Below are 26,725 nucleotides of genomic sequence, written 5' to 3'. Positions count from 1 at the left end.
GTGGTCGGAGCCGATGCTCAGTTCTCGACATCATTCTGCGCGCCGAACGCCGGGATGTGCCGGAGTCGCACGGCGGTGACCCCGGCGAGCGCGAGCATGGCGATGGCGGCGACGAGGGCTGCGACCTGCAGCGACGAGGTGAAGGCCACGCCCGCGACGGCGCGCGCCACAGGATCCGCGACGCCGAGGGCCGCGTCGATCCCGGCCGACACGGCGTGGCGGTCGGCGGCGTCCAGCCCCGGCGCGCCCGCCACGAGGAGGCGATACACGGCGGTCGTCAGGCTGCCGACCACGGCGATGCCGAGCGCGTAGCCGAACTGGCCGCTCGCCTCCTGCGTGGACGCGGCGGACGACGCCTGCTCGACGGGCACACTGCCGAGGATCACGTTCGTGCCGAGCGTCGGAAGGGCCGATGTGCCGAAGCTCACCACGCTGAAGCCGACGACGAGAGGCCAGGGACCCGTTCCCGGCGTGATCTGCGCCATGAGCACGAGCCCGGCGGCGGAGAGCGCGAGGCCGGCGGCGATGAGCAGGCCAGGCCGGATCCGCTTCGCGAGCAGCGGCATCGTGAGGAAGCCCGCGGCGCCGGTCAGGGCCGGCGGCACGGTGAGGAGGCCGGCCGCGAGCGGATCCGCCCCGGCGACCGCCTGGAAGTATTGCGTGTCGAGCATCATCAGCGGACCGGTGAGCATCGTCATGAGCAGCATCGTGAGGAGCACCACGCACACCCCGCGGTGGCGGAACATCGCGAGGTCGAGCAGAGGCGCATGCCCCGCGCCACGGGAGAGGGCGCGCTGACGCCGCAGGAACACGACGAGGAAGACCACCCCGATGATCAGGCTCGCGACCGCGAGGAAGGCATCGCCGGAGCGGGCCGCCTCCTTGATGCCGAAGACGATCGGCAGCACGGCCAGCAGGGACAGCGGCACGCTGACCGCATCGACACCGCCCCCGGTGCGGTGCGGGTGCGCCGTCGAGACGTCCGCGACGAGCAGGGGGAAGACCACCAGCACGAGCGCCATGACCGGCACGGCGATGAGGAACACCGCGCCCCACCACCACAGGCTCAGCGCGATCCCGCCGACCACCGGTCCGATGATCATCCCGCCCATGAGGCAGGTCATGAACACGCCGATCGCGATCGCCCGCTGCCCCGAGTCGGGGAAGAGCCCGGTCAGCAGTCCGTAGAGCGACGGAGCGAGCGCCGCGGCACCGACCCCCATGACGGCCCTCGCGGCGATCAGCATCTCGGGCGAGAGGGCGAACGCCGCCGCCAAGGACGCGAGGCCGAAGACCGTCGCACCGAGCATCGCCATGCGCCGCCGGCCCAGATGGTCGGCCAAGCCGCCGAACGCGATGAGCAGCCCCGCGAAGACGAAGCCGTACCCGTCCACGATCCAGAGCTGCTGCACCGCATCCGCGTGCAGTTCCCGCGCGATGCTGGGCAGCGCCAGCAGCACCACGGACGTGTCGATCGCGGTCATGAGGGCCGCGGCCGCGAGCACCGCGAGCCCCAGCCACTCCCTGGGTCCGGCGGGCGAGCCCGCGCGCGTGCGCGCCCCTGCCGCCGGCCGTGCGCCTTCCGTCACTTCTCCGTCTGTGCGAGTCATGCCCTGTGGTCGGAGCCGATGCGCGGTTCTCGACACCACCCCGTTCGGCGATGAGCGAAAGGCGGGGCAGGTCTCGCTGAGCGCTCAGCCGCGTATCGCGGGACGCCCTTCCGCCGCCGCCTTCTCCGGGGCCTGCGCCGCGAAGTCGCGCTCCGGGGTCAGCGGGCCGCGCAGCGCCCGCAGCGCGTACAGGATCGTGGCGAGATCCACGAGCTCCTGCGCGAGAGCGCCCACGACGGCGGGGATCACCCCGGTCATCGCCACGATCATGAGCGCGACGCTCAGCCCGATGCCGATCCAGATCGCGGTGAGCGCCACCCGCACGGTGTGCCGGCCGATCTCCACCGCGTGCGCGACCTTCGCCAGCGAGTCCACGAGGATCACGGCGTCGGCGGCCTCGCCGGCGGCGGTCGCGCCCTTCGCGCCCATCGCGATCCCCACGTCGGATGCGGCGAGCACCGGGGCGTCGTTCACGCCGTCGCCGACCATCATGAGCGGGCGCGGACGCAGGTCGCGGGCGAGCCGCACCTTGTCGTCCGGCAGGAGTTCGGCGTGCACCTCGGCGATGCCCACCTGCTCGGCGATCGGATCCGCCGTCGCGGCGGTGTCGCCGGTCAGCATCACGATCTGCCCCACGCCGTGATCGCGGAGCCAGGCGACGACGCCAGGCGACTCAGGGCGCGGAGCATCGGCCAGCACCAGGGCGCCGGCGTGGCGCCCGTCGATCGCGACGTAGGCCGCCGCCTGCCCCGCCACGAGGTCGGTGCGGGCGAACTCCGGCACGAGGGAGGCGATGTACGCGGGCTTGCCCACGACCACCGTCCGGCCGCCGATGCGCGCCATCACGCCGTTCGTCGCGACCTCGCTCGCGTCCTCGGCCGTCTCGGGAGCGAGGCCGCGGTCGCGTGCCGCCGCACGGATCCCCGCCGCGAGCGCGTGCGAGGAGTACTGCTCCGCCGATGCGGCGAGTCCCAGCACCTCCGCCGCCGTGAACCCGGCCGCGGGCCGGACGTCCACGAGGGCGGGCCTGCCGCGGGTGAGCGTGCCCGTCTTGTCGAACGCGGCGGAGCGCACCCGCGAGAGCGTCTCGATGACCGCCCCGCCCTTGAGCACGATCCCGTCCTTCGCCGATCGCGACAGGCCGCCGAGGAACGCGACGGGCGCGGCGATCAGCAGCGGGCACGGCGTCGCCAGCACCAGCACCTCGGCGAACCTCACCGCCTCGCCGGAGAGCGCCCAGGCGATGCCGCCGAGCAGGAGCGAGACCGCGGTGAACGGGATCGCGAACCGGTCGGCCAACCGCACGACGGGCGCTCGCGAGTCCTGCGCCTGCCGCACGAGGGCGAGGATCTGCTGGTACTGGCTGTCGGCGCTGCGCCGCACGGCCCTCGCCCGCGCGATATGGGTGCCGTTGACGGCGCCGGAGAGCACGGTCTCCCCCGCGGTGCGCGTCACGGGCAGACTCTCGCCCGTGAGCGAGGACTCGTCGAAGGAGACCTCCTCGGTCAGGAGCTCGCAGTCCACGGGCACGATCTCGGAGGGGCGGATCAGCAGCAGGTCGCCGATCACGACCTCGTCGACGGGTACGTCCCGGACGAGTTCGCCGTCGCCCTCTCCCTCGGTCGTGACGACGTGCGCGGTCTGCGGCGAGCGCTCGAGCAGCGCGGTCAGCTCCCGCTTGGCACGGCGCGCGGCGAAGTCCTCGAGGGCCTCGCCCCCGGCCAGCATCAGCACGATGATGAGGGACGCGACATACTCGCCGACCGCGAGGGTCGCGACCATGGCGACGATCGCGAGCACGTCCAGCCCGAACCGGCCGCGGAGCATCTCCCGGATCATCTGGATGAGCGTGCCCAGCACGAAGCCGCCGACGACGATCGTCGCGATCCATCGGGCGATCAGGCCCTGACCTGCCGCGCTCAGTGCGAGGACCGCGACGAGCGTCAGGAGCGCGAGGGGGATCACGGGCTGTCGTCGCAACGCCTTCAGCACTGCCATGTCTCGATGTCTCCCTTTCCGGCCGCGCGGGGATCTCCCCCTGGCTCCACCCTGCTCCGGCTCCGGGGAGGTTGCAAGCGACGTCGACCGGGGATTACCCGCCGGCGGGCGCGCGCAGTGCCCCCTCGAGCGCCCGCCGCGCTGCCGTGCCCACCGTCGGCGCCGTGACCAGGAAGATCCGCCGCTCGAACACGGCGTCGGCGATCTCGACGGTGGCCACGGCGTCCAGATGGGCCGGCAGCGCCAGCTCTGGCACCAGGGCGACGCCGAACTCGGCGGCGACGTACGCCGCGACCACGGCGTAGTCGTCGCTGCGCATCGCGATCCGCGGAGTGAAGCCCGCTTCCTCCGCGGCGCGGGCGAGGGCCGCATCGACCGGATCGGCCTCGGTCGCACCGGCGATCCAGCCCTCGTCGCTGAGGTCCGCGAGCGGCACGCCGGTGCGCCCGGCGAGAGGATGCGCCGGCGGCACGATCACCGCGAGGTGCTCCTGCCGGACGGGGATCATCCGGAATCCCGGCGGCAGGATCGTCGGCCGCCCCGGGGCGTCGTAGACGATCGCGGCGTCGAGGCGGAGGCCCACGACCGCCGCCATCAGCGGGTCGAGCTCCGCCTCGGAGACGAGCGGCTCGAAGCCGGCCCCCTGCAGCGCGCGCACGACCTGCGGCAACAGCCGCGCCCCGGCGGAGGGGAACACGCCGATCGCGATCCGCCGCCGCTCGGAGGCGAGCAGGTCACGGACCTCGTCGACGGCCCGCTCCGAGCGGTCCAGGATCGCGATGGCGTGCGGGAGCATCGCCTCGCCGACAGCCGTGAGGCGGGTGCCTCCGGATCCGCTCGTGACGACCGCCGCGCCGAGCTCGCGCTCGAGGCCTCGGAGGTGATGGGTCACCGTGGGCTGGCTCCACTGCAGCGCCGTCGCCGCGCGCAGGACCGAGCCCTCGTCGGACACCGTGCGCAGGGCCCTGAGCTGCCGCAGATCGAGCATCGTCGCTCCATAATAGGTATTGACCAATGAAGAATTATCTTCATTCCTCATCGTATCCCTCCCCGCCAGAATCGATCCGTGACGACAACCACGCCCTACGCCGACGCCATCCGCCGATTCGCCGCACGCGACCTGCAGCGCCTCAACGTCCCTGGGCACAGCGCCGATCCTGCGGCCGCCCCGCTCCTCGCGGACTTCTTCGGCGACGACGTGCTGCGCTACGACGTGGAGCCGCTGCTGGACGGCATCGACAAGGGGTCCGACAACCCGCTCGAGGAGGCGCGCGAAGCGGCCGCCCGGGCGTGGGGGGCGCGGCGCACCTGGTTCCTCACGAACGGCGCGTCCGAGGCGAACCGGATGACGGCGCTGGCGCTGGCGGCGTTCCGCACCCCGGACGAGATCGTGGTCGCGCAGCGGAGCGCCCACTCGAGCTTCTTCGACGGCATCATCCTCGGCGGACTCGACCCCCGCTTCGTGACGCCGACGATCGACGAGCACCACGGCATCAATCACGGCGTGACGCCCGCCGCGATGCGCGACGCGCTCGAGGGCGCGGACGCGAAGGCGGCCTACATCATCAGCCCGAGCTACTTCGGCGCGGTCGCCGATGTCGAGGGCATCGCCGCGGTCTGCCACGAGGCCGGCGTTCCGCTGGTCGTCGATGCCGCATGGGCCGCGCACTTCGGCTTCCACCCCGAGCTGCCCGCCAACCCGATCGCCCTCGGCGCCGACCTCGTCGTCTCCTCGACGCACAAGATGGGCGGCAGCCTCACCCAGTCGGCCATGCTGCACCTCGCCGAGGGGCCGTATGCGGAGGAGCTCGAGCCGCTCCTCGACCGCGCCTTCCTGTTCACCCAGTCCACGAGTGCGAGCTCGCTGCTGCTCGCCTCGCTCGATCTCGCCAGGGCGACGCTCGAGGACGGCCACGACCGCCTCGCCGCCTCGCTCGCCGCGGCCGCCGCGCTGCGCGACGCCGTGCGCGCGACCGGACGCTTCCCGATCGTGAGCGACGGGTTCGACGCCTTCCCCGACATCGTGGGGCACGACCCGCTGCGGGTGTCGATCGACGTCGGAGCGGCGGGGCTGCACGGCCACACCGTGCGCGAGGAGCTGCTGCGCTCGGCCGGGATCATGACCGAGATCTCGACGGGATCCTGCATCGTCGCATTCGTCGGCCCCGGCACCACCCCGGATCCGGCCCGGTTCGTCGCGGCGCTCGAGGCCCTGCAGCCGGTCGGCGATCTCGCCGCGCGCGGCGATGCGGGCTCGATCACGCTGCCGAAGACCGGCCCCGCCGTGATGCGCCCGCGCGATGCGGCGTTCGCGCACACCGAGATCGTCTCGGCCGAGGACGCGGTCGGCCGCGTCTCCGCCGACTCGCTCGCCGCCTACCCGCCCGGGATCCCCAACGTGCTGCCCGGTGAGATCCTCACCGCCGAGACGATCTCGTTCCTGCGCGGGATCGCCGCGACCCCCGGCGGCTACGTGCGCGGCGCGGCGGACGCGCTCGTCGACGGCGTGCGCGTCGTCGTCGAGGAGTCGGAGCGGCGCACCCTGATCCGACCGAAGACCACGCGCATCGGATCCGCCGACGCGCGTTCCCGAACCGGCCTGCGACGTGCAGCGACGCCGTCGCCCGTGAAAGAACAGGTAACCGCATGACATCGATCGCCCAGCAGCTCCTCCGGCGCAAGCCCATCGCCCGGGAGGCAGGCGATTCCCCGCTCAGACGCACGATCGGTCTCCTCCCGCTCATGGCGATCGGGATCAGCTGCACGATCGGCACGGGGATCTTCTTCATCATGTCCCAGGCGGTGCCGCTGGCCGGTCCCGCCGTGGTGTGGTCGTTCGTGATCGCCGGCATCGTGGCCGGCCTCACCGCCCTCTGCTACGCGGAGCTCGCGGGGGCGGTCCCCGTCTCGGGATCCACCTACTCCTATGCGTACGCGACCCTCGGCGAGGGCATCGCCATGGTCGTCGGCGCCTGCCTGCTGCTCGAGTACGCGGTTTCCGCCGGCGCGGTCGCCGTGGGCTGGTCGCAGTATGTCAACGAGCTCATCGGCAACCTGTTCGGCCTGCACCTGCCCGCCGCGCTGAGCAACGCTCCGGAGGAGGGCGGCATCGTCAACCTGCCCGCGGTGATCCTGGTCGCGCTCTGCGCCGTCCTGCTCGTACGCGGCACCAAGGAGTCCGTCGTCACCAACGCCGTCATGGTGTGCATCAAGATCGCCGTGCTGCTGTTCTTCATCGCCGTGGGGATGACCGGATGGAACTCCGACCACTTCGCGAACTTCGCTCCCTACGGGATCGGTGGCATCGCGGCGGGCGCCGGAGTGATCTTCTTCTCCTTCGTCGGACTCGACGCGGTCTCGACCGCGGGCGAGGAGGCGAAGAACCCCAAGCGCAACCTGCCGCTGGCCATCCTGCTGGCGCTCGCGGTCGTGATCGTGCTCTACGTCGGCGTCGCCCTGGTCTCGGTCGGCGCGCAGGCCGCCGGCAAGTTCGACGGGCAGGAGGCGGGGCTCTCCGAGATCCTCGCCCATGTGGTGGGCAGCCCGTGGCCGGGCACGGTGCTGGCGGCGGGAGCCGTGATCTCGATCTTCAGCGTCACCCTCGTCACCCTGTACGGCCAGACCCGGATCCTGTTCGCGATGTCGCGCGACGGCATGGTCCCGCCGATCTTCGGGAAGGTCAACGAGCGCACGCGCACCCCCGTCCAGAACACGATCATCGTGTCCGCCGTCGTCGCGGTGCTCGCGGGCGTCATCCCGATCAGCTTCCTCGCCGAGATGACGAGCATCGGCACGCTCGCCGCGTTCCTCGTCGTGTCGGTCGGCCTCATCATCCTGCGTCGCCGCGAGCCGGATCTGGAGCGCGGCTTCAAGGTGCCGCTGTACCCGATCACGCCGCTCCTCTCGATCGCCGGATGCCTCTGGATCATTACCCAGCTGCGGCCCGTCACGATCTTCGTGTTCGCGATCTGGGTCGCCCTGTTCCTCGCGTTCTACTTCTTCTACGGACGCCGGCGCTCCGTGCTGCAGCCCGGCAACCAGCCGCCCGGCGCCGATGTGCCGTTCACCTCGGTCGTGCGCCAGCCTGGTCCGCTGGAGCGGAGCGAGCGATGACGCTCCTCGTCGGACTGGACACCGCGCGCCGATCGTCCTCGGTGCTCGCCCTCGCCGCCCAGCTCGCGAACTCGCTCGACACCGACCTCGTGGTCGCCGCCGTCGTCTCCTCCGCCTGGCCGCCCTCGCGCGCGAGCGTGGATCAGGAGTGGCAGGCTCACAACCGCGAGGCGGCGGACCAGGTGCTCGATCACGCCGCGAGCGTGCTCGGAGGCGCCGTGAAGGCGCGCTACCTCGTGCACGAGGCGGCCTCGGCCCGGCGCGGACTTCTCGAGCTCGCGGAGCAGGAGCACCCCGACGCCCTCGTGCTCGGATCCGCGGTCCGCGGCGAGCCCGGAAGGATCGCTCTCGGGGCCGTGTCGGAGGCGCTGCTGCACGCCTCCCCCGCTCCCGTGGCGATCGCTCCGGTCGGCTACCGGGCGCGCGTGGATGCGCGGTTCGACCGCTTGACGGTGGCGTACGGGGGATCCGGCGCCGCGCAGGACCTCATCCCCGGTGCGGCCGCCGTCGCCGCCCTCGGCGGGGTGCGCCTGCGGATCGCGTCGTTCGCCGTCCGCCCGGACGCCGAGCTCGGAATCCTCGCCGGCGCGGGCGGCCGCGCGGAGGATCCGGTCCTGGTCGAGTGGGAGGGGCAGATCCGCGACCACGTCACGACGGTGCTCGGCGAGATCGCCGACCCGGCTCCCGCCGTCGACGGGCTCGCGGTCGGCGTCGGCGCTTCGTGGGCGGCGGCGATCGACGACGTCGGCTGGAGCGAAGGCGATCTGCTGGTGGTCGGATCCAGCTCGCTCAACCCGCTCGCGCGCGTGTTCCTCGGTTCGCACGGCACGAAGATCGTCCGGAACGCGGGCGTGCCCGTGCTCGTGGTGCCACGGGCGGCCGCCTGGGGCTGAGCGCTCGACCGCGGTTGCTCAGGAGTTCGGTTCCGCCGCGCGGGCCCTCGCCACGACGATGCCGCGCTGCGATGTCGGGAACCGCTGCAGCATCGCCCGCAGCTCCGCGGCGTCGACGTCGGCGCCGAAGGCCTCCGCGCCGGGTTCCAGCATGATGCCGCTCGCGAGGCCGCCGGCGACCACCGGATCGAACCCGAGGTCGTCGACCACCCGGGCCACCCGCGCCACGTCGTCCGGATCGTCCCCGGCGATCGCGATCGCCTTGCGGTCGGAAGTGCCGGCGGGCCGGGTCTCGTCCTCGAGGTCCTGGTAGCCCATGTGGTTGAAGGCCTTCACGACCCGGGATCCGGCGAGGTGCCGCTGCACGGTCTCGCTCGTCGACGTGCGCGGATCGTCGAGGTCTCCGCGGAGTCCGTCGCCCCACCAGTAGTTCATGGCGTCGATCACGAGCTTCCCCCGCAGCAGCTCGGCCGGCAGGGTCGCGTGCCTGCTGAGCGGCAGGGCGAGGAGCACGGCGTCGGCCTCGCGCGCGAGTTCCGCCACGCCGACCGCGGTCGCCCCGAGCGCCCGCGCCGCACGCGCGATCCGGGCCGGATCCGACGATGCCGCGAGCAGCACCCGGTATCCGGCCGACACCGCGAGCCGGGCGAGCACGCTGCCGACCCGCCCGGCGCCGATGATGCCGAGCGTCTCGATCCGGGATGCCTCCGCCACGTCGCCATCGTATCCAGGGTGCACGCGTTCCCTTTCGGGCCCCGAGCCTGTCGGGACGCGTGCAGGACGCGCGTCAGCCGAGCCGGAGCTCCTCGGGCTCCAGCACCAGGTCGATCAGGGCGCCGCTGCGCAGCACGACCATCTCCATCCGCCGCCCGATCGCCCCTTCGACCATGACCCGCTGCAACCCGGTCGGGTCGTAGACCGCGATGCCGTCGATCGAGAGGACGATGTCGCCGGCCCTGGCGCCGGCGATGGCAGCGGGGCTCCCCGGGACGGTCGAGATCACCTGCATGCCGGTCGGGGATCCGACCTTGGCTGCAGCCTCGGGGGTCAGTGCGACCTTGGCACCGGCCACCCCCAGCCAGGCCCGCCGCATGCGCCCGAACGCGGCGAGCGTGTCGATGATCGACAGGGTCGTCGCGTTGATCGGCACGGCGAGCCCGAGCCCGATGCCCGCGACCGCGGTGTTCACCCCGACCAGCCGGCCCGCGCTGTCGGCGAGCGCTCCCCCGCTGTTGCCGGGGTTCAGCGCGGCGTCGGTCTGGATCACCTCGTCGATCACGCGCCCCGACGCGGTCGGCAGCGAACGGCCGAGCGCCGAGACGATCCCCGCGGTCACGCTGCCCGCGAGTCCCAGCGGATTCCCGAGCGCGACGACCAACTGCCCGACTCTGAGGTGCGCCGCGTCGCCGAGCGGAACCGGATCGGGGATCCGCCCCTGGGCCCGCAGCACGGCCAGATCCGACAGCACATCGGACCCGACGACCTGCGCCTGGGAGGAGGAGCCGTCGGTGAAGGCGAGGCCGACCTCGCGCGCGCCGGCCACGACGTGCGCGCTCGTGAGCAGAAGGCCCTCGCGGAACACCGAGGCGCTCCCGGCGCCGGCTCCGCCGTCGGTGCGGACGCTCACGGCGGCGACCGAGGGCAGCACCGTCTCCGCGACGCGCACGACCGTCGCCGAGTAGGCGTCGAGCGCTTCGCTGTCGTCCATGACCAGAGTCTCCGCCCGGCTCCACGGCCCGCGGGCGGAGTTCGCCCAGGGCTGACGCGACGCCGACCGCTCAGACCTCGGGTGCGGGGTCGAGATCCAGGTGCCGGCGCAGCGCGGCGGTGAAAAGCCCGGGATCCCGCCGCCTCAGTGGACCGGGCGCTCGATCCGCGCGCGGGCTTCGCGCTCGACGAGGACCGGCACGAAGTCGCGCACCCTGGCCCGCTCGAACGATCGCTGCGCGTCTCGGACGGCGCCGTCGATCTCGATCTCCGCGGTCTGGGGGAACCTCGCCTGGAGACGTTCGATGACGTCGGCGATCGCCTTGTCCTCGTCGGACGGTTCTCGGGTCATGGCGCCATCGTCGGCTTCCGCCTGCACCCCTGTCAAGAACACCCCCGGGATCCACACTGAGTTGGTGGCTGACTCCCCCGGATATCGAAGGCTCGGATGGGGCAGTTGCACGATCCGTGAACACCTGCACGATCGATCCGCCGAATCCGTCGTGCATCCGTACCGTGATCGTGCAGGCGCCCACCTCACCGCCGACGCGCAGGTCCGAGCCCCCTCTCCCGCGCTGGCCCCGGCACCCCCTTCCACATTCCGGGTCGTCCCCATGAGCGGAGCCCATAGCGTCCGCTCATGGGGACGACCCGGAAGTGGAGGCGGCGGAGCGGCGACAGCCGGGGGGGCGACGAGGTCCGGCGCTCCTGACCGGATCTGGCGCACGAGCGGATCCGGGCATAGGTTCTTCTCGTGCCGTCCATGGAAGCCCTCATCGCCTTCGCCCTCACATCCCTCGTCCTGATCGCCGTCCCTGGGCCGAGCGTGCTGTTCGTCATCGGACGCTCGCTCGCGTGGGGTCGCAGCGCCGGTCTCTGGAGCGTGCTGGGCAACGAGCTCGGCAGCCTCGTCCCGATCGGGGCGGTGGCGTTCGGCGTGGGTGCCATCGTCGCGCAGTCGGTGGCGCTCTTCACGGTCGTGAAGGTGCTCGGCGCGCTCTACCTCGCCTATCTCGGCATCCAGGCCATCCGCCACCGTCGCGACGGCATCGGAGACGACTCCGAGACGAGCCCGCGACGGGTGTCGCCGTTCGTGGTGCTGCGGCAGGGATTCATCGTCGGCGCCACCAACCCCAAGACCATCGTCTTCTTCGTCGCGGCGCTCCCCCAGTTCGTGGATTTCCACGCCGGCGCCGTTCCGCTGCAGATGATGATCCTCGGCCTGGTCTTCACCGTCATCGCGTTCGCGTGCGACGGGACCTGGGCGCTCATCGCCGGATCCGCACGGGACTGGTTCGCGAAGTCCCCGCGCCGGCTCGCCGCGGTCCGCGGCACCGGCGGCGGCATGATGATCGGCCTCGGCGGGGTGCTCCTGCTCGCGGACAACAAGGCCTGACGGAGAGGCCGCGTCCTACCGGGCGTTCTGAACGAGTTTCCGCGCGGCCCGCTGCGTGAGGTGGCGGTCGACGATGAGGCCCACCTTGATCCGCTCATCCTCAGCGTCCGCGACGCTTGGCGCGAGGATCCAGGACGCGACGCCGTGGATCTGGATGCCGCCGGGGAACCAGGTGGCGACCCAGACCGCGAGCAGGGTTGCGACGATCTTCCGACGCGCGGGCGGCGACTCGGCCGACAGCCCCGGGCGGGCACCGGGATAGCGTGGTCGGGTGAGGTCTTTCGAGGAGCTGGTGGCGGAGGCGGAGTCCGCGGATGTGAGCGGCTGGGGATTCGGCTGGCTCGACGGTCGTGCCACCGAGGAGCGCCCGCCCTGGGGATACTCGGGCCTCCTCGCGGATCGGCTCAGCCGAGCGAACTCGGCCCTCGACATCGACACGGGCGGTGGGGAGGTCCTCGCCGAGGCGTCGGTGCTTCCGCCGCGCATGGTCGTCACGGAGGGGTGGGCGCCGAACGCCGAGCACGCTCGGACGCTGCTCGGCCCGCGAGGAGTCGATGTCGTCGAGTCCTCGGACGGTCCCCTCCCCTTCCGCGGCAGCTCCTTCGACCTCGTCACCTCTCGCCACCCGGTCCACCCCGACTGGACGGAGATCGCCCGCGTCCTCGCGCCGGGAGGACGCTATTTCGCACAGCATGTGGGCGCGGCCTCGGCGTTCGAGCTGATCGAGCACTTCCTCGGGCCGCTCCCGGAGCAGCGGACGGGACGGGACGCCCACGCCGAGGCCGCCGCCGCAGAGGCCGCGGGCCTGCTCGTCGACGGCCTGCGCATCGCGCACTGCCGGATGGAGTTCTTCGACGTCGGCGCTGTCGTCTGGATCCTCCGGAAGTGCGTCTGGTGGGTCCCCGGCTTCACGGCGGCCGCCTACGAGCCGCAGCTGCGAGAGCTCGATCGGACGATGCGTGCCGGTGAGCCCTTCATCGCCACGTCCGCGCGGCACCTGATCGAGGCCTCGAAGCCGCGGACCTGACCGCGGACCGCGTCAGCGCCGCAGCGCGGCGGGCCGGGGTAGGCCGAGGTCCTCGATGAGGTCGCCGAGAGCACGGTCGAGCTCGGCGCCGGCCTGCGCGACCTTGTTGACGCCGAAGCCGCCGAGCAGGGCGCTCGGCACCTCGAAGCTCAGCGTCGTCCCCGGCGCCTTCGACGTGTGCATCTCGATGCGCAGCGGCGAGGAGAGCATCGTGCCCGGATCGTGGCGGAACAGCCGCGCGGCGATTCCGTGGTGGGCGATCAGCCACACCACGCTGCGGGCGTCGCTGCCCGCATGCTCCATGAGCGCGTCGGGGCGAGAGGTCCAGACCCGGACGAACCCGCTCGACGCCTCCCATTGCAGCCCGCGCACGAACGCCGCCCAGTCGCCGCCGCGCAGTTCGGCCAGCGCCTGCGCGTCGGACAGCGCGGGGACCGTCTCTTCGAAGGCCGCGACCAGCGCGTCGAACTGCGCGTTCGTCTCCAGCTGGATCCGTCGTCCCCCGTGCTCGAAGACGGTCTCGTCCGCGTCGTAACTCACCGGATCATCCTCTCGCAGCGGCGGGATGCTCCGGGCCGCTCGGCCTTTCACCCCTAGGGGTGAAGACAGTCACCCCGGCGACGGTTAGCGTGGGGTCCAGCGACAGTGGATCGACGGACGGTTCGGCCCGGCCGGGCGGATCACTGCAGCGGGAAGAAGGGCTGAACCCATGAGTGAGTCCGACGACCGGGGCGAGAGGAAGGGCGGCTCGGGCGCCGCCTTGCTGCGCACCGCTCTGGTGAACGACTACGAGGTCGTCGTGCGCGGTCTCGCGTCGATGCTGCGCTCGTACCAGGACGTCGTGCAGGTCGTAGAGCTTGACCTGAACAAGCCGGTCAGCGAGTCGGTCGAGATCGCCCTGTGCGACACCTTCGGATCCACCCTGGGGGACCGCGCCGACGTGCGGGACCTGGTCGCGAATCCGCGGGTCGACCGCGTGGTGGTCTACTCGTGGGCTCACGACGAGAGCTCGATCCGCGCCGCGATCGCGAACGGCGCCGACGGCTACGTGTACAAGGGCATCCCCGCCCGCCAACTGGTCACGGCGCTGCAGCAGATCCGCGCGGGCGGACCTCAGGTCTGGGTCGACACCCAGGGCCGGCCGCCGATCACCGCGGGCGACTGGCCGGGCCGGGAGGAGGGGCTCACCGTCCGCGAGTCGGAAGTGCTCGCACTCATCACGCAGGGCCTGTCGAATGCGGAGGTCGCCGAGCGCACGCACCTCTCCATCAACTCCGTCAAGACCTACATCCGCTCCGGCTACCGCCGCATCGGCGTGACGTCCCGCACGGAGGCCGTCTTGTGGGGCGTGGAGCACGGATTCCGCCCCGACCGGCTGCGCGTGAGCGACCCCGAGATCCCCGCGGGCTGAGCCCGACGACACCATCCCCCACCGCGGGTCCGCATCCTCGATCCCCGTCGCGGATCGCGTTCCCCGCATCCGATCTATTGCGCTTTCTTGGCACGGGTTCTCGTGGCGATACAGCACACCGAAGGAGAGAAGCCGACATGGGCGCCCTTTTCTATGGCAGTTCCGAACACCGGATAGACATCGACGATGTGGCTCTCGCCCATCTCAAGGTCGTGATCGCGACGAAGCTGCGCCGCAACGAGAGCTTCACCCTGTCCTGGCGCCACGACGAAGGGCAGCCTCGCGGCAGATCGACGATCTGGCTGCACCCGTCCGTCCAGCTGCGGTTCGAGTTCGACGAGCCAGAGCCGCCGTCCCTGGACCCCGCCCGCATCCAGACCTACGCGAACTCCGCGAACACCTCGGGCGGGATCCTCGTCCCGGACGAGCACATCCTCGGGTAAGGCGCGGAGATCGCGCGCAAGGTCAGAACGCATCGACCATGGCGCCGCACCGCCATCAGTGACGGTGCGCGTTGCGCAACTTGAGGGGCGATGGCAGACCGGCCCAGGCGAACGCCCGACGCAGAGCCGCAGCATCGCGAAACCCCGCGTGGGTCGCGATCTCCCCGACTCCGAGGCGCGCATGACCAGACCTGCTCATCAGGTCTCGCGCCAGCTCGACTCGCGACCGACGCAGATCATCGGCCGGGGTGCTCTCTGCAGCGGCGAACAGTCTCTGGAGTTGCCGGATCGACATGTACAGTTCTCGGGCGAGGGCCGCCACTCCGAACTCCGGATCGGCTCGTCTCATCAGGATCAGGGAACGCGCCCGCTCGACGTCCGGAGTTGCTCTGGCTAGGTTCACTCCGCTCTGGGGAATGGCTTCGAGAAGCACCCCGAAGACCATCTCCGCAATCAGGCGCTCGACGAGATCGTCGGTATGCGGGGTTCGCGCGAACGACTGCCCAAGCAACGACGCCAAGAACGCGTGCAGTCCGCTTCCCAGAGCGCTCACCGGGATCCGCTCCGCCAGCGCGTCGACGCCCGATTCGATCTCGTCCAGCGTGTCCCAGGGGACCCATGCGCCCATCACCGTTCCGGCCTCCACGGCGGTCACCGAGACGGCACGATGGGGATGCAGAAACACAAGAGTCCCCGGTGCGACCTCCCGCGGTACTGCTTCGATCCCCCGGACCTCCAGCGGGACCGCCGCCACGAGGATCGCGGCCGTCTCCGACCCGTCGTCGGGCTGTTCCGACCAGCGCCACATGGCATCACGGTCGATCGAGTGCTGGCTCACGAGGACACTGCGATAACGCAACGCAACGCCAGCGTGCTCCCGCTCGCCTCGAAGGAGCCGTGTCACCGCACCGACGCCCACCGCACTGTCTGTCACGACAATCCCCATCGCCGACCTCTCCATCGAGCCCACGGGCGCAACTCCGCGGCGACGAAACTGACGCGGCAGAACGGGGCGCTGAGGGCCGCTCAAGCGGCCTCAGGACTCCCCACCTCCCCAGCATCGGCGCAACGGGCTCATCCCCAGAGGAAAAATTGTACGTCGTTCAGTATCTGATCTCAATCGCCATCCGAACTCGTGGCGACCTTGCGGACTAGGCTCGGAGCGTGGCGCACCGAGGCATCTATCCGAAGGGCGTGGCACGGCGGGATGAGATCCTCGACCGAGCCCTCGAGCTCGTCGGGAGCAAGGGCTACTCGAACGTCTCACTGAGGGATATCGCCGAGCGCGTCGGCGTCCGACCAGCCGCCCTCCTGCACTACTTCGACTCGAAGGAAGAGCTCTTCACCGAGATCCTTCGACGCCGCGACGAGCGCGACGAAATGTCTCCGTCCGCCGAATCGGCCTCGGCCTCACGCGAGGCATATCTGCAGATCGTGCGCCACAACGCCGATGTTCCTGGCCTCATCGCTCTCTACTCGCGCCTGGCCGTCGACGCCGCCGATCCCGACCACCCGGCGCACTCCTTCTTCGTCGCTCGAAACGAGATGCAGCTGCAGTTCACGAACGAGTTCGCCGGCGGCCATGGGGACGTTCCTGCCGGGATGCCACTGTCGGTCGACATGACCACGCGCATCATGGTCGCGGTCACAGACGGACTCCAGCTGCAGTGGCTCATCGATCCGGACGTGGACATGGCTGCAACCATCGACGCGCTCCTCGACGTCCTGGTCCCGGCCCTGCGCGCCTCTACCCCGCAGCAACCGCCGCGGCACGCGGACGGCGACTGACCAGCGTCAGCCACGGACCACGCGAGGTTGCCGGAGCAGTGCAAGGCTGGCGAGGCGTTTCGGGAAGCACGTTTGAGCGTGAGCGCGACCTCTCGACAGTCCTGTTCGATCTCACGAAAGTTGTCAGAACGTGAGACAGGAGATCGACATGGTCCCGCGGTTCGGCGGTGGATCCTTGTTCGCAACTTGTCTCATGACAGGTGTCAGGATTCGACTCGGCCCGTGCTCGGACGCTCCAGAGCGACAACTCAAGCTGCCGAGGTTCCCAGACACTCGCGTGGTCTCTCGCACTCAGCGCGGACCAGGCAACGACGCCGCTCTCTCACACGCATTCAAGGACGTCCACCGCACCACCATGCGTCGTTGCACGCCCGCACGATGAACGCCCCGCCGAACAGGAGCTCAGCCCTGCGTCCCCGGCCCAAGATGGTCGAGCTCCTGTCCGGAGTCTACGCGCACTTCACGCGAGAGGGGGGCCGCGCCCGATTCTCCCCTGCGGTTCGCCCCGTGACTCCGTGCACGCCAGGGGCTTTCCAGCCCTCGCGGCGCTGCTGCGGCCGACCGGGTTGCTCGCGGCGTCTGCCGCTCCGATGTGATCACGAGGGTGCGATATCGGGCACGACGACTCTGCCGGTTCGTCGATCGTCGATCATCGACTCGAGGATCCCGAGAAAGCGAGGGTCGAGACTCGCGGGGACGCCCGTGTCGAAATCGAAGCGGAACGGCATCGTGGTCAGCAGCTCGATCCGATCCGGGCTCTCGGCCTCAGCGTTTCTCGGAACCGGTCACGACGTATGCCCGACGCGCAGGGCGATCCGCGCCTGTGAGTCCGCACATGTTGGGGGCGTAACGTCCGGTTATGAACGCACAACTGAAGAACGCGGAGCTGAGCTCCGAACTGCTGGGTCTGAGATCGGTTCTGATCGGGTCGCTCCCCGCGACGCTGATGACGAAGGACGCTCCGGACCGCTACACCGTGGAAGCGGTGTTCACGCGCAAGACGGATCGCGACGAGGTCGCCGCGATCCAGGGCAACGAGATGCGTGCCCGCCTGTCCGCAAAGGGATACTCGACCGTCGAGCTGCACGTCGCCGACCGTCGCCTGGAGATCACGAACACCAACCTGGAGGAGCTCCGCGATGGACTCGGGAGCATCATCGCCGAGCTCCTGGCCGAGATCAGTGCCTCCCTGCAGGCCGAGCGCGAAGTCGCCGCCGGTCGTTTCCAGGACGCCTCCGATCGGGAGCAGGCGCGCGCGGCCGACGTCGCGGCGCTGGCCGAGTCGGTGACCTTCACCCGTCGTCCGGCTGTCGACGTCTTGGACGACGAGTCGCGCATCGAGGACTGGGTCGAAGAAGGCGGTGCCGTCCGCGCGTAGGGACGACACCTACGAAGAGGGCGTATGGATGACATCCGCGCGCGTCCGCGCGGCGACACAGCAATGCGGGGTGCGGCTCTCCGGCCCACGCAGGACGATGCGTCCCTCGACAGCCGTTCCTCGACTCTCGGATCGGGGCGAAAGCGCGCGGCGGTGGTCTTCAACCCGGTGAGAGTCGCGATAGACCAGCTCCGCGATGTCGTCGCCGAGCACGAGAACCGACTCGGCTGGGGGGAGAGCTGTTGGCACAAGACCAGCAGCGAAGACGCGGGACGATCTGCTGCGGAGCGCGCACTCGCGGACGATCCCGACGTGGTCATCGCCGCGGGTGGCGACGGCACGGTCCGCGCTGTCGCAGAGGTGATGCAGGGAACCGGAATCGCGATGGCGCTCGCGCCTTCGGGAACAGGCAACCTTCTCGCTCGGGAGCTGGGCCTGCCGCTCAACGACCTGCCGACGTGCGTGTCGGTCGCGTTCTCCGGTGCGGGGCGCGAGGTGGATGTCGGCATCGTCGACGTCCAGGACGAGTGGGGTGATCGACGCACGCGGGCATTCGTCGTGATGGCGGGAATCGGACTCGATGCGGAGATGGCCGAGAACACGAGCGCGGTCACGAAGGCGCGACTCGGCTGGTTCGCCTATGTCCGCCCCATCGCGAGATCCGTCATCGCAAACAGGCTCTTCCACCTCGACTACCGGGTCGACGAAGGACCCCCGAGGTCGACCCGCGCGCACACGGTCATCGTGGGAAACTGCGGAACCCTCACCGGCAACTTGCTCCTCTTGCGGACGCGATCATCGATGACGGGCGACTGGATGTGGTGATGATGCGTCCGAAGGGGCGCTTCGGGTGGGCGCGTATCGGGACTCGACTCGCGTTCCAGGGCATCGCGCGACGCTCGAGGTTCAGCCGGACGTTTGTCGACCAGACGGCGGAGCTCCACTCGCTGGCGTACGCCCAGGGGCGTCGATTCGAGGCTCGATTCGACTGCCCGCACATCCTCGAACTGGATGGTGATTCCTTCGGCCACGTCATCCGGGTCCGGGTCAGCGTCCGCCCGCACGCGCTTCTGCTGCGCTCCGCCACAGCCTGACCGCGAACGCTCACCGGACAAGGACCTCGCTCGCGCCCAGAGCCAAAGAACACCGGCAGGGGCCCATGTCCTCCTTGGTGAGTTGGATGCCTCCTGACGTATTCGCCGAGTACGCCAGGTCCTCGAGATACTGGCGGCTCAGCTCCGTCCCATCGGAGTCTTCGAACTCGAACCTCAGCGGGATACCCGGGTGGAGCCAGATCGTGCTGCGCCCGGGCGGCTCATCGTCGCGATGCGGCCAGGACAGGGTGAAGCTCTCGCCGCGGCGCAGCTTCGTCGTGACCACGACGTGCACGTGGGCGAGAGTACGGCCTTCGATGTGAACGGCGAACGCCGACCCGCCGTAGTAGATCGTTCCCATGCGAGTACCTCCTCGCTCCCTCAACGGGGCCGTGCCCCGTTGAGCCCCGGCCTGCCTCCGACCGCGCTGCGCACGGGCTCACGATGTCGGAGCGGGCATCGGATCCGCACGCGATGGCGTCCGCGGTATCCGGGCGAGCAGGGGGGTGAGGTCGATCTGCTGAGTCCGCGGGAGCTCTATGTCTGCGGGGCGGATCGTGGAGGCGTGCACCACGCCCGAGTGAAGGGGCTGCGGAACGTCCATCGGGTCTCCTGGTTCAGCGTCAATGAACGCTGCCGGGGACTGGAGCAACGCGCCCAGCGTACGCGCACGCTGAGATCTCGGTCAAGACCTCGCGCCCACGCGAGTGGGGACGAGTAGGGTGAGGGGACGCGTGATGGACGCTGCGCGTGCGATCGGCACGCGCACAGCGTGCTGACTCCCTCGAGAGCGATGGCGAGCGGTTCATGACGGACGCGTTCCATGCGGGGAGCGGCGCTCCCCCGGCGGGTATCCCCGAGTGGGAGTGGGGTGATGACCTCTGTGCACCCTTCGTTGAGCTGCTGCCGGTCTCCGGTGCATCGATCTCCGTGCTTCGCCGTGACGGCGACGCGACGACGGTGTGCACGAGCGATGCCCTTGCGCAACGTCTCGACGCCATGCAATTCGCCCTCGGTGAGGGTCCGCGCTGGGTCGTGGCGCGCACGGCGAAGCCATCCTTCAGCGCTGATGTCGCCAAGGAGAGCCACCCGGACTGGCCTGTCTTCGGTGCCGGCCTCCCGACGCTCGGCGTCGGCGCGTTGTTCGCCTTCCCGATTCTGTCCGGCCCGGTGCTGCTGGGCGTCGTCGACCTATATCGACGGGCACCAGGGGCGCTCGATCGCGATGCGACAGCTCGGGCGCTCTCCCTCGCGAGAAGGGTCGCGGTTCCGGCGGTGCGGGAGGCGATGCGCGCCGCCTCCGAGGGAGGGGGCCCGGGGGCGAAGCGGCATAGCCTGCGCCGCGAGGTGCATCAGGCGGCCGGCATGGTCTTCGTCCAATTGGACGTGACCACGGCCGAGGCTCTCGCGCTCCTGCGGGCGTACGCGTTCTCTACGGGGCGTCCGCTCGAGGACGTCGCCCTCGACGTGGTCGACCGGACGCTCGACTTCCGCGATCTGCCCGGCTGATCCCCGGCGTAGCATGTCTGACATAGAAGGGCGGCACATGACCAGCGCATCCAGAGAGGACCGTCTCAACGCCGCCTTCGTGATGGTCGCCGACTCGCTCACCGATGACTACGACGTCGTCGAGCTGCTCCACACGCTCATCAGCGAGTGCACGGAGATCGTGAACGTGCAGGCGGGCGGCCTCATGCTCCTCGATGCCGACGGGGAGCTCCAGGTGGTGGCCTCGACCACGGAGAGCGCCGAACTCGTCGAGGTCCTGCAGCTCGCCGCCGGAGCCGGCCCGTGTCTGGACTGTTTCGCGACGGGCGAGCAGGTCTCCGTGCCCGATGTCGCCGCGGCCGCCCGATGGCCTGCGTTCCAGGAGGAGGCGCTGCGGCGCGGCTTCCGTTCCGTGCATGCGATCCCCCTGCGGCTGCGCGGAGACACGATCGGGACGATGAACCTCTTCGGCACATCGATCGGCGCGTTGAGCGCCCGTGACGCGAGCGCAGCCCAAGCGCTCGCGGATGTCGCCACCATCAGCATCCTGCAGCAACGCATCTCCGCGCACGCGCAGCTGATAGCCGAACAGCTGCAGAGGGCTCTCGACAGCCGGGTCCTCATCGAGCAGGCCAAGGGGGCGGTCGCCCAGGTCAACGGCACGTCCATGGACGAGTCCTTCACACTGCTGCGAGGCTACGCCCGCGACCGGAACCTTTCGCTCCACGCCCTCGCGGAGGCGATCACGAACCGTTCCCTCCCGATCTCGGCCCTGACGACATCGCACGAGGACGAGCGTGTGAGCTCTCGCCGACCCGCCGCGCGCAAACAGGAGTAGCCTGGGAAGCAGATCCGCTCGAGACCCCGGCGCGAGAACGCCGAGAGGAGCGGGATCATGACAGTCCAGAACGCCGGTCGCCCAGCATCGAACTTGGGCCCGGTGCGCCAGGCCGGCAACAGCGATTACACCGATCTGGCGCGGATGGTGAAGTCCGCGGGGCTGATGCGCCGCAGATACGGCTACTACTGGACGAAGCTGGTCTGCGTGCCCGTGGTGGTCGCCGCGGCCGTCGTGCTGTTCATCGTGATCGGCGACACCTGGTGGCAGATGTTCACCGGAGTGCTCTTCGCCGTCCTCTTCACACAGATCGCCTTCCTCGGGCACGATGCCGCGCATCGCCAGATCTTCCGCTCCGGTCGCTGGAACGACTGGGTCAGCCTCATCCTCGGAGACCTGTTCGTCGGAATGAGCTACGGATGGTGGCAGCACAAGCACACCCGGCACCACGCCAACCCGAACATGATCGGATCCGACCCTGACATCGATCTTCCCGTGATCGCCTTCACCCCGGAACAGGCCGCGAGGGACCGCCCACCGTTCGCACGCTGGGTCATCTCCCACCAGGGCGTCTTCTTCTACCCCGTCCTGCTGCTCGAAGGAGTGTCCTTGCACGCCTCGAGCGTGTACCGCGTCTTCCATCGGGAGCGGCTCGCGCGGCGTTCGTTCGAGATCGGCTTTCTGATGATCCGGATCCTGGGATACCTCACTCTCGTCTTCCTCGTGCTCTCTCCGGACAAGGGTGCCGTGTTCCTCGCCGTGCAGCTCGGAGTGTTCGGGTTCTACATGGGCGTCTCCTTCGCCCCGAACCATAAGGGCATGCCGCTCGTGCCGCATGACATGCGTCTCGACTTCCTCCGTCGTCAGGTGATGATGAGCCGGGACATCCGCGGGAACTGGTTCGTCGATGTCGCGATGGGCGGGCTGAACTATCAGATCGAGCACCACCTGTTTCCCTCGATGGCCCGGCCCTATCTGAAGCATGCCGCGCCGATCATCGCCGCGTACTGCCGCGGCCACGACGTCCCGTACGTGCAGACGGGACTCTGGGCCTCCTACGGGATCGTCCTGCGTTACATCAACCGGGTGGGCCTCGGGGAGCACGATCCGTTCGCCTGCCCTCTCCTGGAAATGAGGCAGAGCATATGACCGTCATCATCCTCCTCGCCGTGATCTGGGCGATCGTCGCGATCGTCGGGTTCGCGTTCAAGGGGCTCCTGTGGCTTGCCATCGTCGGCATCGTCCTCTTCATCGGCACCGTGGCCATCGGCATCACCCGTCGAGTGATCAACCGCAGCCAGAGACGGTGACGGGACGCGGGATCTGGTCGAACCGGTCATTCTGCGGATCAGAAGTCGTTCGCGGAGGCCTTGACATAGGTGCGGGCGTGTCGTCGGAGCCATCTCCATGGCGGAACCCGACGCGGACCTCTCCTGCATCCGCTATCCGTCTCCGTGGCCTGCCATGACAACGAGATGCCCTGGCACGCAAGACAGTCCGCGATGCAGTCAGATCACGACGAACCGCCGCGCGCCGTCTGTCACCACGATGCGTCCGAAGCGCATCTCGGGGAGGTGCGCCGCGACGAGCAGGTCTCCGGTGACCGCGGCGTCGTCGGCGAAGCGATTGCGGACCGCGGAGGCCGCCTGAGGGTCGACGTCCCAGACGACGGTCCAGTCGGGTTCGCCGAACTGCACCGTCGAATGGACCACGTCGCCGAGCAGCACCGCCCGCTCGGAACCGGACGAGAGCACGAAGACCGTGGTGCCTGGCGTGTGCCCGGCGGCCCAGCGGGCATCGATGCCGGGAGCAACGACATGGTCGCCGTCGAAGAGCTCGAGCTGCTTCCCGAGCGGCGTCAGTTTCTGTGCGGCTGCGCCGACCGCGTGCGCACCTGCGACGAAATGCTCCCAGTCGGCGGCGTGCGCGCGATAGGTCGCGTTCACGAATGTCACCCGGTCCTCGACGGTGGCCCAGCCGATGTGATCGAAGTGCAGGTGGGTGAAGAGGACGTCGGTGACGTCGGCCGGCGCGACCCCGTGACTGCGGAGCTGGACGAGCAGATCGCCGCCACGATAGCCGTACGCGTCGACGGGGCCCACGCCGGCGTCCACGAGCACGACGCGATCACCGGTGCGGACCAGGAAACCTCCGACGGGAAACTCCCAATGTCCGTCGGACCCGAACGATTCCGGGTGACAGCGCCAGGCATCCGGAATGCCGAACCGAGAGATGATCTCGCTCGCGTCCTCCTGCCCGGTGCCGTCGAAGAGGGGCTCGATGTCGATGTCGCCGATACGCACCGAACCACGCTACCGGCGCCCATCGACACGCCGGCTTCATCGGCCGTAGGGAAGCACCACCCGTTGACGAGCAGGCACGGCCCGGCCGCTGGTGCTGTGCCGCCTGAATCGCGCTCGAACGATATCGGCGCACCGCCCCGCGGACAGCACGTCGGGCTCGACGAGCGCCGCCGGCTCGAGCACGGGCTCCGTCGACTCGCGTCGAGCAGTCTGTCCGATCTCACGAAAGTTGTCACTTGATGAGACGCAGAACCCCGGGAAAAACGGGTGAGCGATGCACTGCTGAGGCTGCCGGCTGGCTCACGAAACCTGTCGGCAACCGCGTCCGCGTTGAAGCAGTCATCACCTTGCTCAAAAACGTCTGGCCTGCGGTTTCGGCGCGAAAGATTCCGGCAGGGGGGCGGCAGGTGCTCGAAAGGCGTGTCTGACCACAACTGGACACCCATCGCGGTTCCACCAGACACGATCGCTCTTGAGCGGCTGACGGAACGTGTCGTCACCGAGGGCGATAGTCCGGTGACGACACAGATCCGATCACGGATTCGGTCTCGGTCGAGGGCTTGGCGGGCGCGGCGCCGGCGGCGGTGTGGCCTTGGGCGGCGACTCACGGACGACTCGTGACGGCCGCTGGGGTGGTGGCGGCGGGGGCGGGGGTGTCTGAGATCCCATCTATTCACCTCCTCCGCAGGACACGTGCACGATGCTGATCACCAGGTCGGCACTGATGGAGGCAGCTAGTAATGCGAATCCGACCACCAGGACGGCGCGTCGGCGGTACAGGGATCTTTCCCGCTCGAGTAGCACGCCGTTTTTCCAGTGCAGGATGTTCCTGCGGGCCGTCACGGGCGGCTGGGCCCAGAACGTTTCTTCGGCTTCGAGGATCGGTACTTCCTTCGCTGTGCGCATCAACAGCAAACCCACCCCGACTAGCGCGGACAGGACGGCGAGGACGGCGGGAATCACCACTGCCGATGACACCTGCAGGCCTGAGGTGACACCGGCGGCTGCGATGAGAACCGAGGCGCGGGTGGTGATGCCGGCGGAGGCGGTTTCGGCGGCGGCGAGTTGACGGTCAACGTCCGCGTCGAGAGCGGTGATGAGTTCGCGTTGTGCGCGGAGCGCAGGGGGACGTGGCGTGCCGCGACCCGTGCGCCTGATCCACCCTGTCATGCGAAAACCGTACCGGGCACCACCGACATCGCGGTGGAGTCGCAGATCGCACGTGCACGATGTCGGAGCGGCACGGTATGAATGAAGAGACCAACACTGTCGTTGAATTGGGGAACCTATGAGCTATCGCAACAAGACCTACGTCGCTTTCGCCAGCGAAGACATCTCGTCCTACCGTCTGATGGAGGCGTGGCGCGAGAACGACAAGATCGATTTCGATTTCTTCGACGCGCACGATCTGTACATCTCTCGCGACACCAGCAAACCGGAGACGATCAAACGCAACCTGCGTGAGCGGCTGAAGAACGCCAAGCAGATCGTGCTCCTGGGCAGCGCGAATGCGAAGAAGAAGGGCTCAGACGGGACGTCGTTCCTGGCTCACGAGGTGAAGGTGATGGCCGAGTTCAACTTGCCGATCGTCGTCGCCAACCTCGACGGGGACCGCACCATCGACCGCAACTTCATTCCCGATCCGTTGTTGGAAGCGGACTACTACACCCTGTCGGTGTCGTTCCAGCCGAAGATTATCCAGTTCGCTCTCGACAAGTATGTACCCGGTTTCGCCTCGAGTAGCTCCACCGGCCCGCACTACTACAAAGAAAACGTCTACGCCCAACTCGGCCGGTGATGGAGTCTGTACGGCGGGATATCCGCACCCGACGGTTCTGGAAGATCCTCACTACCCAAGCATTCGCCCTGTTCGGTGCGTCGGCGGCGGTGGCGGGCGCCATCGCCTTGTTCGCACCCGACCTGTTCACCCAACACGGCTGGATTGCATGGTGCGCCCTGATGGCGTCCCTGTTGTACGGGCTTGCGCAGGCTTGGCCACGTCCTATCGAAACCACCTACCAGTCGCCGGCAACGGTGATCAAGCTCATCCGCGGTGACCTGTTCGCCCAGCATGACGCGCACCTGATCATCGGTGTCAGTGACACGTTTGACACCGCTGCCCCGCACATCTCACCCAACAGCGTGCAGGGGCAGTTCCTGGACCGCATCTACGGCAGCGACGGCGCTCAACTCGATGCGGATATCGACGATGAGCTCAGTCATGTGGATCCCGTCGGCACGGTGGCCGGCAAGCAGGGCAAGACGGTGCGGTACCCACTTGGGACGACCGTGACGCTGCGTGCGAATGCGCGCCGCTTCTTCCTTGTGGCGTACACGCTGATGGATAAGGGCAGCACCGCCTCCTCCACGACCGATGGGGTGTGGAACAGCCTCAGCGAGCTGTGGAAAACTGTGCGAAGCAATAGCAATGGTGGACCGGTGTGTGTGCCGATGATCGGCGGGGGACAGTCCAAACTCTCCCCTGTACTGCCAGCAGCGGATTCCGTGCGGTTCATCGCGTTGTCATTCATGCTCGCCTCCCGCACAGCGAAAGTCTGCGACGAACTCGTGATCGTTGCCCCACCGGCCCAGTACGACGCACTCGATCACCTCGAGATCCAGGCATTCCTGAACTCGTTGAAGCCGTCATGAGCGACACCGGCGAACCAGCCATCGAACTCCCCGACGAAGACCGGTGCGCCTTCTGCGACTACCTCACCGGCCGGCGCCCATACACGGTGCTGTGGCGGGAAAATCGCGTTGCCACGCTGGTCACCCGAGAACAGCGCGGCATCGCGCACCTCCTGATCCTTCCGGTGGAGCATGTGCCCTCACTGCTGCACCTGCCCGACGAGGACGCAGAGCGGATGATGATCGCCGTGCGAGATGCCGGCCTCACCATCGACGGTGCATACGAACGACCCGGTATCGCCGTGTGGCAGAACAACGGCGTCGCCGCACACCAGGCCATCCCGCACCTGCACTTCCATGTCGCGGGCACGTTGCCGAGCGGGGGAACTGATTTCGGCACGGTGCCGGAACTGCCCGTGGAAGAAACCGACGCGATCGCACGACGCCTTGCCCCGTTCGTCCCCGACCGCCGCAGCAGTCAGCGCCGCCTCGACACCCGATTCGACAACACCGCCACCTAAGACGCCGCCGATCGTCCGATCTCGCGAATGTTGGCAGTCGGTGAGACGAATACGTCACTGTCCACCCTGGTCGCATGGCGCGGCTT

28 protein-coding genes are annotated in these 26,725 nt (G+C 69.2%); 17 read left to right on the top strand and 11 right to left on the bottom strand.

The genetic code is table 11. The features are described 5' to 3' along the window. Window positions 1–17 precede the first annotated feature (17 nt). The 3 genes from RS86_RS13745 to RS86_RS13735 all read right to left on the bottom strand — a co-directional run bounded on the left by RS86_RS13745 (window position 18) and on the right by RS86_RS13735 (window position 4,596). Window positions 18–1,589 carry an MFS transporter gene (locus RS86_RS13745; RefSeq protein WP_045272799.1) on the bottom strand — a complete coding sequence of 524 codons (1,572 nt, stop codon included), beginning with the start codon at window positions 1,587–1,589 and terminating at the stop codon, window positions 18–20. A gap of 105 nt (window positions 1,590–1,694) precedes the next feature. Continuing rightward, window positions 1,695–3,608 (bottom strand): heavy metal translocating P-type ATPase, encoded by a 1,914-nt coding sequence (locus tag RS86_RS13740; RefSeq protein ID WP_045272798.1) that lies wholly within the window; start codon window positions 3,606–3,608, stop codon window positions 1,695–1,697. A 94-nt stretch (window positions 3,609–3,702) separates the two neighbouring features. Continuing rightward, a complete protein-coding gene (locus RS86_RS13735) occupies window positions 3,703–4,596 on the bottom strand; it encodes a LysR family transcriptional regulator (protein WP_052680275.1) in 894 nt (297 codons plus the stop codon). Between the two features lie 78 nt (window positions 4,597–4,674). On the opposite strand from RS86_RS13735, the gene RS86_RS13730 reads away from it, so the two are divergent. From RS86_RS13730 to RS86_RS13720, 3 genes are read left to right on the top strand one after another with little or no spacing between them, the layout of a single operon-like run. Then, entirely contained in the window at window positions 4,675–6,258 is a 1,584-nt protein-coding gene (locus tag RS86_RS13730) for an aminotransferase class I/II-fold pyridoxal phosphate-dependent enzyme (RefSeq protein ID WP_235281780.1), read from the top strand. After that, entirely contained in the window at window positions 6,255–7,721 is a 1,467-nt protein-coding gene (locus RS86_RS13725) for an amino acid permease (RefSeq protein ID WP_045272797.1), read from the top strand. The genes RS86_RS13730 and RS86_RS13725 overlap by 4 nt, the downstream gene beginning before the upstream one ends. After that, window positions 7,718–8,614, top strand: a complete 897-nt coding sequence (locus RS86_RS13720) for a universal stress protein (RefSeq protein WP_045272796.1) — start codon at window positions 7,718–7,720, stop codon at window positions 8,612–8,614. Before RS86_RS13725 ends, RS86_RS13720 begins: the two co-directional genes overlap by 4 nt. Before the next feature lie 18 nt (window positions 8,615–8,632). On the opposite strand, the gene RS86_RS13715 is transcribed toward RS86_RS13720, so the two are convergent. From RS86_RS13715 to RS86_RS13705, 3 genes are all read right to left on the bottom strand, one after another. Beyond that, window positions 8,633–9,328, bottom strand: coding sequence for an NADPH-dependent F420 reductase (locus RS86_RS13715; RefSeq protein WP_235281779.1), 696 nt, complete (start codon window positions 9,326–9,328; stop codon window positions 8,633–8,635). A 73-nt stretch (window positions 9,329–9,401) separates the two neighbouring features. Then, a complete protein-coding gene (locus RS86_RS13710; protein ID WP_045272795.1) occupies window positions 9,402–10,322 on the bottom strand; it encodes a S1C family serine protease in 921 nt (306 codons plus the stop codon). Window positions 10,323–10,466: 144 nt separating this feature from the next. Continuing rightward, window positions 10,467–10,673 carry a three-helix bundle dimerization domain-containing protein gene (locus RS86_RS13705; protein ID WP_045272794.1) on the bottom strand — a complete coding sequence of 69 codons (207 nt, stop codon included), beginning with the start codon at window positions 10,671–10,673 and terminating at the stop codon, window positions 10,467–10,469. 411 nt (window positions 10,674–11,084) lie between these two features. On the opposite strand from RS86_RS13705, the gene RS86_RS13700 reads away from it, so the two are divergent. Together RS86_RS13700 and RS86_RS13695 are read left to right on the top strand one after the other, a co-directional pair. Further along, window positions 11,085–11,717, top strand: a complete 633-nt coding sequence (locus RS86_RS13700; RefSeq protein WP_200892813.1) for a LysE family translocator — start codon at window positions 11,085–11,087, stop codon at window positions 11,715–11,717. A gap of 271 nt (window positions 11,718–11,988) precedes the next feature. Next, a complete protein-coding gene (locus RS86_RS13695) occupies window positions 11,989–12,744 on the top strand; it encodes a class I SAM-dependent methyltransferase (protein ID WP_045272792.1) in 756 nt (251 codons plus the stop codon). Window positions 12,745–12,756: 12 nt separating this feature from the next. Here the strand turns inward: RS86_RS13695 and RS86_RS19930 are convergent, their stop codons facing one another. Next, window positions 12,757–13,284 carry a hypothetical protein gene (locus RS86_RS19930; RefSeq protein WP_052680274.1) on the bottom strand — a complete coding sequence of 176 codons (528 nt, stop codon included), beginning with the start codon at window positions 13,282–13,284 and terminating at the stop codon, window positions 12,757–12,759. 169 nt (window positions 13,285–13,453) lie between these two features. Between RS86_RS19930 and RS86_RS13685 the strand changes: the two genes are divergently transcribed. Beyond that, on the top strand, window positions 13,454–14,155 hold the full coding sequence (locus tag RS86_RS13685; protein ID WP_045272791.1) for a response regulator transcription factor: 702 nt from the start codon (window positions 13,454–13,456) through the stop codon (window positions 14,153–14,155). 137 nt (window positions 14,156–14,292) lie between these two features. Then, complete coding sequence (locus tag RS86_RS13680; RefSeq protein WP_045272790.1) at window positions 14,293–14,598, top strand: hypothetical protein; 306 nt, start codon at window positions 14,293–14,295, stop codon at window positions 14,596–14,598. Between the two features lie 55 nt (window positions 14,599–14,653). Here RS86_RS13680 and RS86_RS13675 read toward each other — a convergent pair whose 3' ends face one another. Further along, the gene (locus RS86_RS13675; protein ID WP_152642179.1) at window positions 14,654–15,544 is read right to left on the bottom strand and encodes an AraC family transcriptional regulator; all 891 of its coding nucleotides are present in this window, start codon (window positions 15,542–15,544) and stop codon (window positions 14,654–14,656) included. Between the two features lie 218 nt (window positions 15,545–15,762). Between RS86_RS13675 and RS86_RS13670 the strand changes: the two genes are divergently transcribed. The 3 genes from RS86_RS13670 (at window position 15,763) to RS86_RS13660 (ending at window position 18,589) form a co-directional block, all read left to right on the top strand. Next, window positions 15,763–16,386 carry a TetR/AcrR family transcriptional regulator gene (locus RS86_RS13670; protein WP_045272788.1) on the top strand — a complete coding sequence of 208 codons (624 nt, stop codon included), beginning with the start codon at window positions 15,763–15,765 and terminating at the stop codon, window positions 16,384–16,386. 859 nt (window positions 16,387–17,245) lie between these two features. Next, window positions 17,246–17,764 (top strand): hypothetical protein, encoded by a 519-nt coding sequence (locus RS86_RS13665; protein WP_045272787.1) that lies wholly within the window; start codon window positions 17,246–17,248, stop codon window positions 17,762–17,764. 24 nt (window positions 17,765–17,788) lie between these two features. Continuing rightward, window positions 17,789–18,589, top strand: coding sequence for a diacylglycerol/lipid kinase family protein (locus RS86_RS13660; protein ID WP_235281778.1), 801 nt, complete (start codon window positions 17,789–17,791; stop codon window positions 18,587–18,589). 279 nt (window positions 18,590–18,868) lie between these two features. On the opposite strand, the gene RS86_RS13655 is transcribed toward RS86_RS13660, so the two are convergent. Next, complete coding sequence (locus RS86_RS13655; protein WP_045272786.1) at window positions 18,869–19,219, bottom strand: hypothetical protein; 351 nt, start codon at window positions 19,217–19,219, stop codon at window positions 18,869–18,871. Between the two features lie 446 nt (window positions 19,220–19,665). Here RS86_RS13655 and RS86_RS13650 point away from each other — a divergent pair, with 446 nt between their 5' ends. From RS86_RS13650 to RS86_RS20825, 4 genes are read left to right on the top strand one after another with little or no spacing between them, the layout of a single operon-like run. Further along, on the top strand, window positions 19,666–20,367 hold the full coding sequence (locus RS86_RS13650) for a GAF and ANTAR domain-containing protein (protein ID WP_052680273.1): 702 nt from the start codon (window positions 19,666–19,668) through the stop codon (window positions 20,365–20,367). 37 nt (window positions 20,368–20,404) lie between these two features. Continuing rightward, a complete protein-coding gene (locus RS86_RS13645) occupies window positions 20,405–21,184 on the top strand; it encodes a GAF and ANTAR domain-containing protein (RefSeq protein WP_082076783.1) in 780 nt (259 codons plus the stop codon). Between the two features lie 57 nt (window positions 21,185–21,241). Beyond that, a complete protein-coding gene (locus RS86_RS13640) occupies window positions 21,242–22,333 on the top strand; it encodes a fatty acid desaturase family protein (protein ID WP_082076782.1) in 1,092 nt (363 codons plus the stop codon). Continuing rightward, the gene (locus tag RS86_RS20825) at window positions 22,330–22,494 is read left to right on the top strand and encodes a hypothetical protein (protein ID WP_045272785.1); all 165 of its coding nucleotides are present in this window, start codon (window positions 22,330–22,332) and stop codon (window positions 22,492–22,494) included. The genes RS86_RS13640 and RS86_RS20825 overlap by 4 nt, the downstream gene beginning before the upstream one ends. 198 nt (window positions 22,495–22,692) lie before the next feature. Here the strand turns inward: RS86_RS20825 and RS86_RS13630 are convergent, their stop codons facing one another. Together RS86_RS13630 and RS86_RS13625 are read right to left on the bottom strand one after the other, a co-directional pair. Next, entirely contained in the window at window positions 22,693–23,487 is a 795-nt protein-coding gene (locus tag RS86_RS13630) for an MBL fold metallo-hydrolase (RefSeq protein WP_045272784.1), read from the bottom strand. A gap of 669 nt (window positions 23,488–24,156) precedes the next feature. Further along, window positions 24,157–24,657: a hypothetical protein gene (locus RS86_RS13625; protein ID WP_045272783.1), complete on the bottom strand. Its 501-nt coding sequence runs from the start codon at window positions 24,655–24,657 to the stop codon at window positions 24,157–24,159. A gap of 118 nt (window positions 24,658–24,775) precedes the next feature. On the opposite strand from RS86_RS13625, the gene RS86_RS13620 reads away from it, so the two are divergent. From RS86_RS13620 to RS86_RS13610, 3 genes are read left to right on the top strand one after another with little or no spacing between them, the layout of a single operon-like run. After that, window positions 24,776–25,285, top strand: a complete 510-nt coding sequence (locus RS86_RS13620) for a TIR domain-containing protein (RefSeq protein WP_045272782.1) — start codon at window positions 24,776–24,778, stop codon at window positions 25,283–25,285. After that, window positions 25,285–26,139 (top strand): macro domain-containing protein, encoded by an 855-nt coding sequence (locus tag RS86_RS13615; RefSeq protein ID WP_052680272.1) that lies wholly within the window; start codon window positions 25,285–25,287, stop codon window positions 26,137–26,139. The genes RS86_RS13620 and RS86_RS13615 overlap by 1 nt, the downstream gene beginning before the upstream one ends. Next, window positions 26,136–26,639 carry an HIT family protein gene (locus RS86_RS13610; protein ID WP_045272781.1) on the top strand — a complete coding sequence of 168 codons (504 nt, stop codon included), beginning with the start codon at window positions 26,136–26,138 and terminating at the stop codon, window positions 26,637–26,639. The genes RS86_RS13615 and RS86_RS13610 overlap by 4 nt, the downstream gene beginning before the upstream one ends. Window positions 26,640–26,725: the final 86 nt, after the last annotated feature.

The sequence above is a fragment of the Microbacterium azadirachtae genome (assembly GCF_000956505.1).
In the GTDB taxonomy this organism is placed as follows: Bacteria; Actinomycetota; Actinomycetes; order Actinomycetales; family Microbacteriaceae; genus Microbacterium; species Microbacterium azadirachtae_A.
Note: the sequence above shows the minus strand (reverse complement) of the source record. Positions and strands in the feature narration are given on the sequence as shown.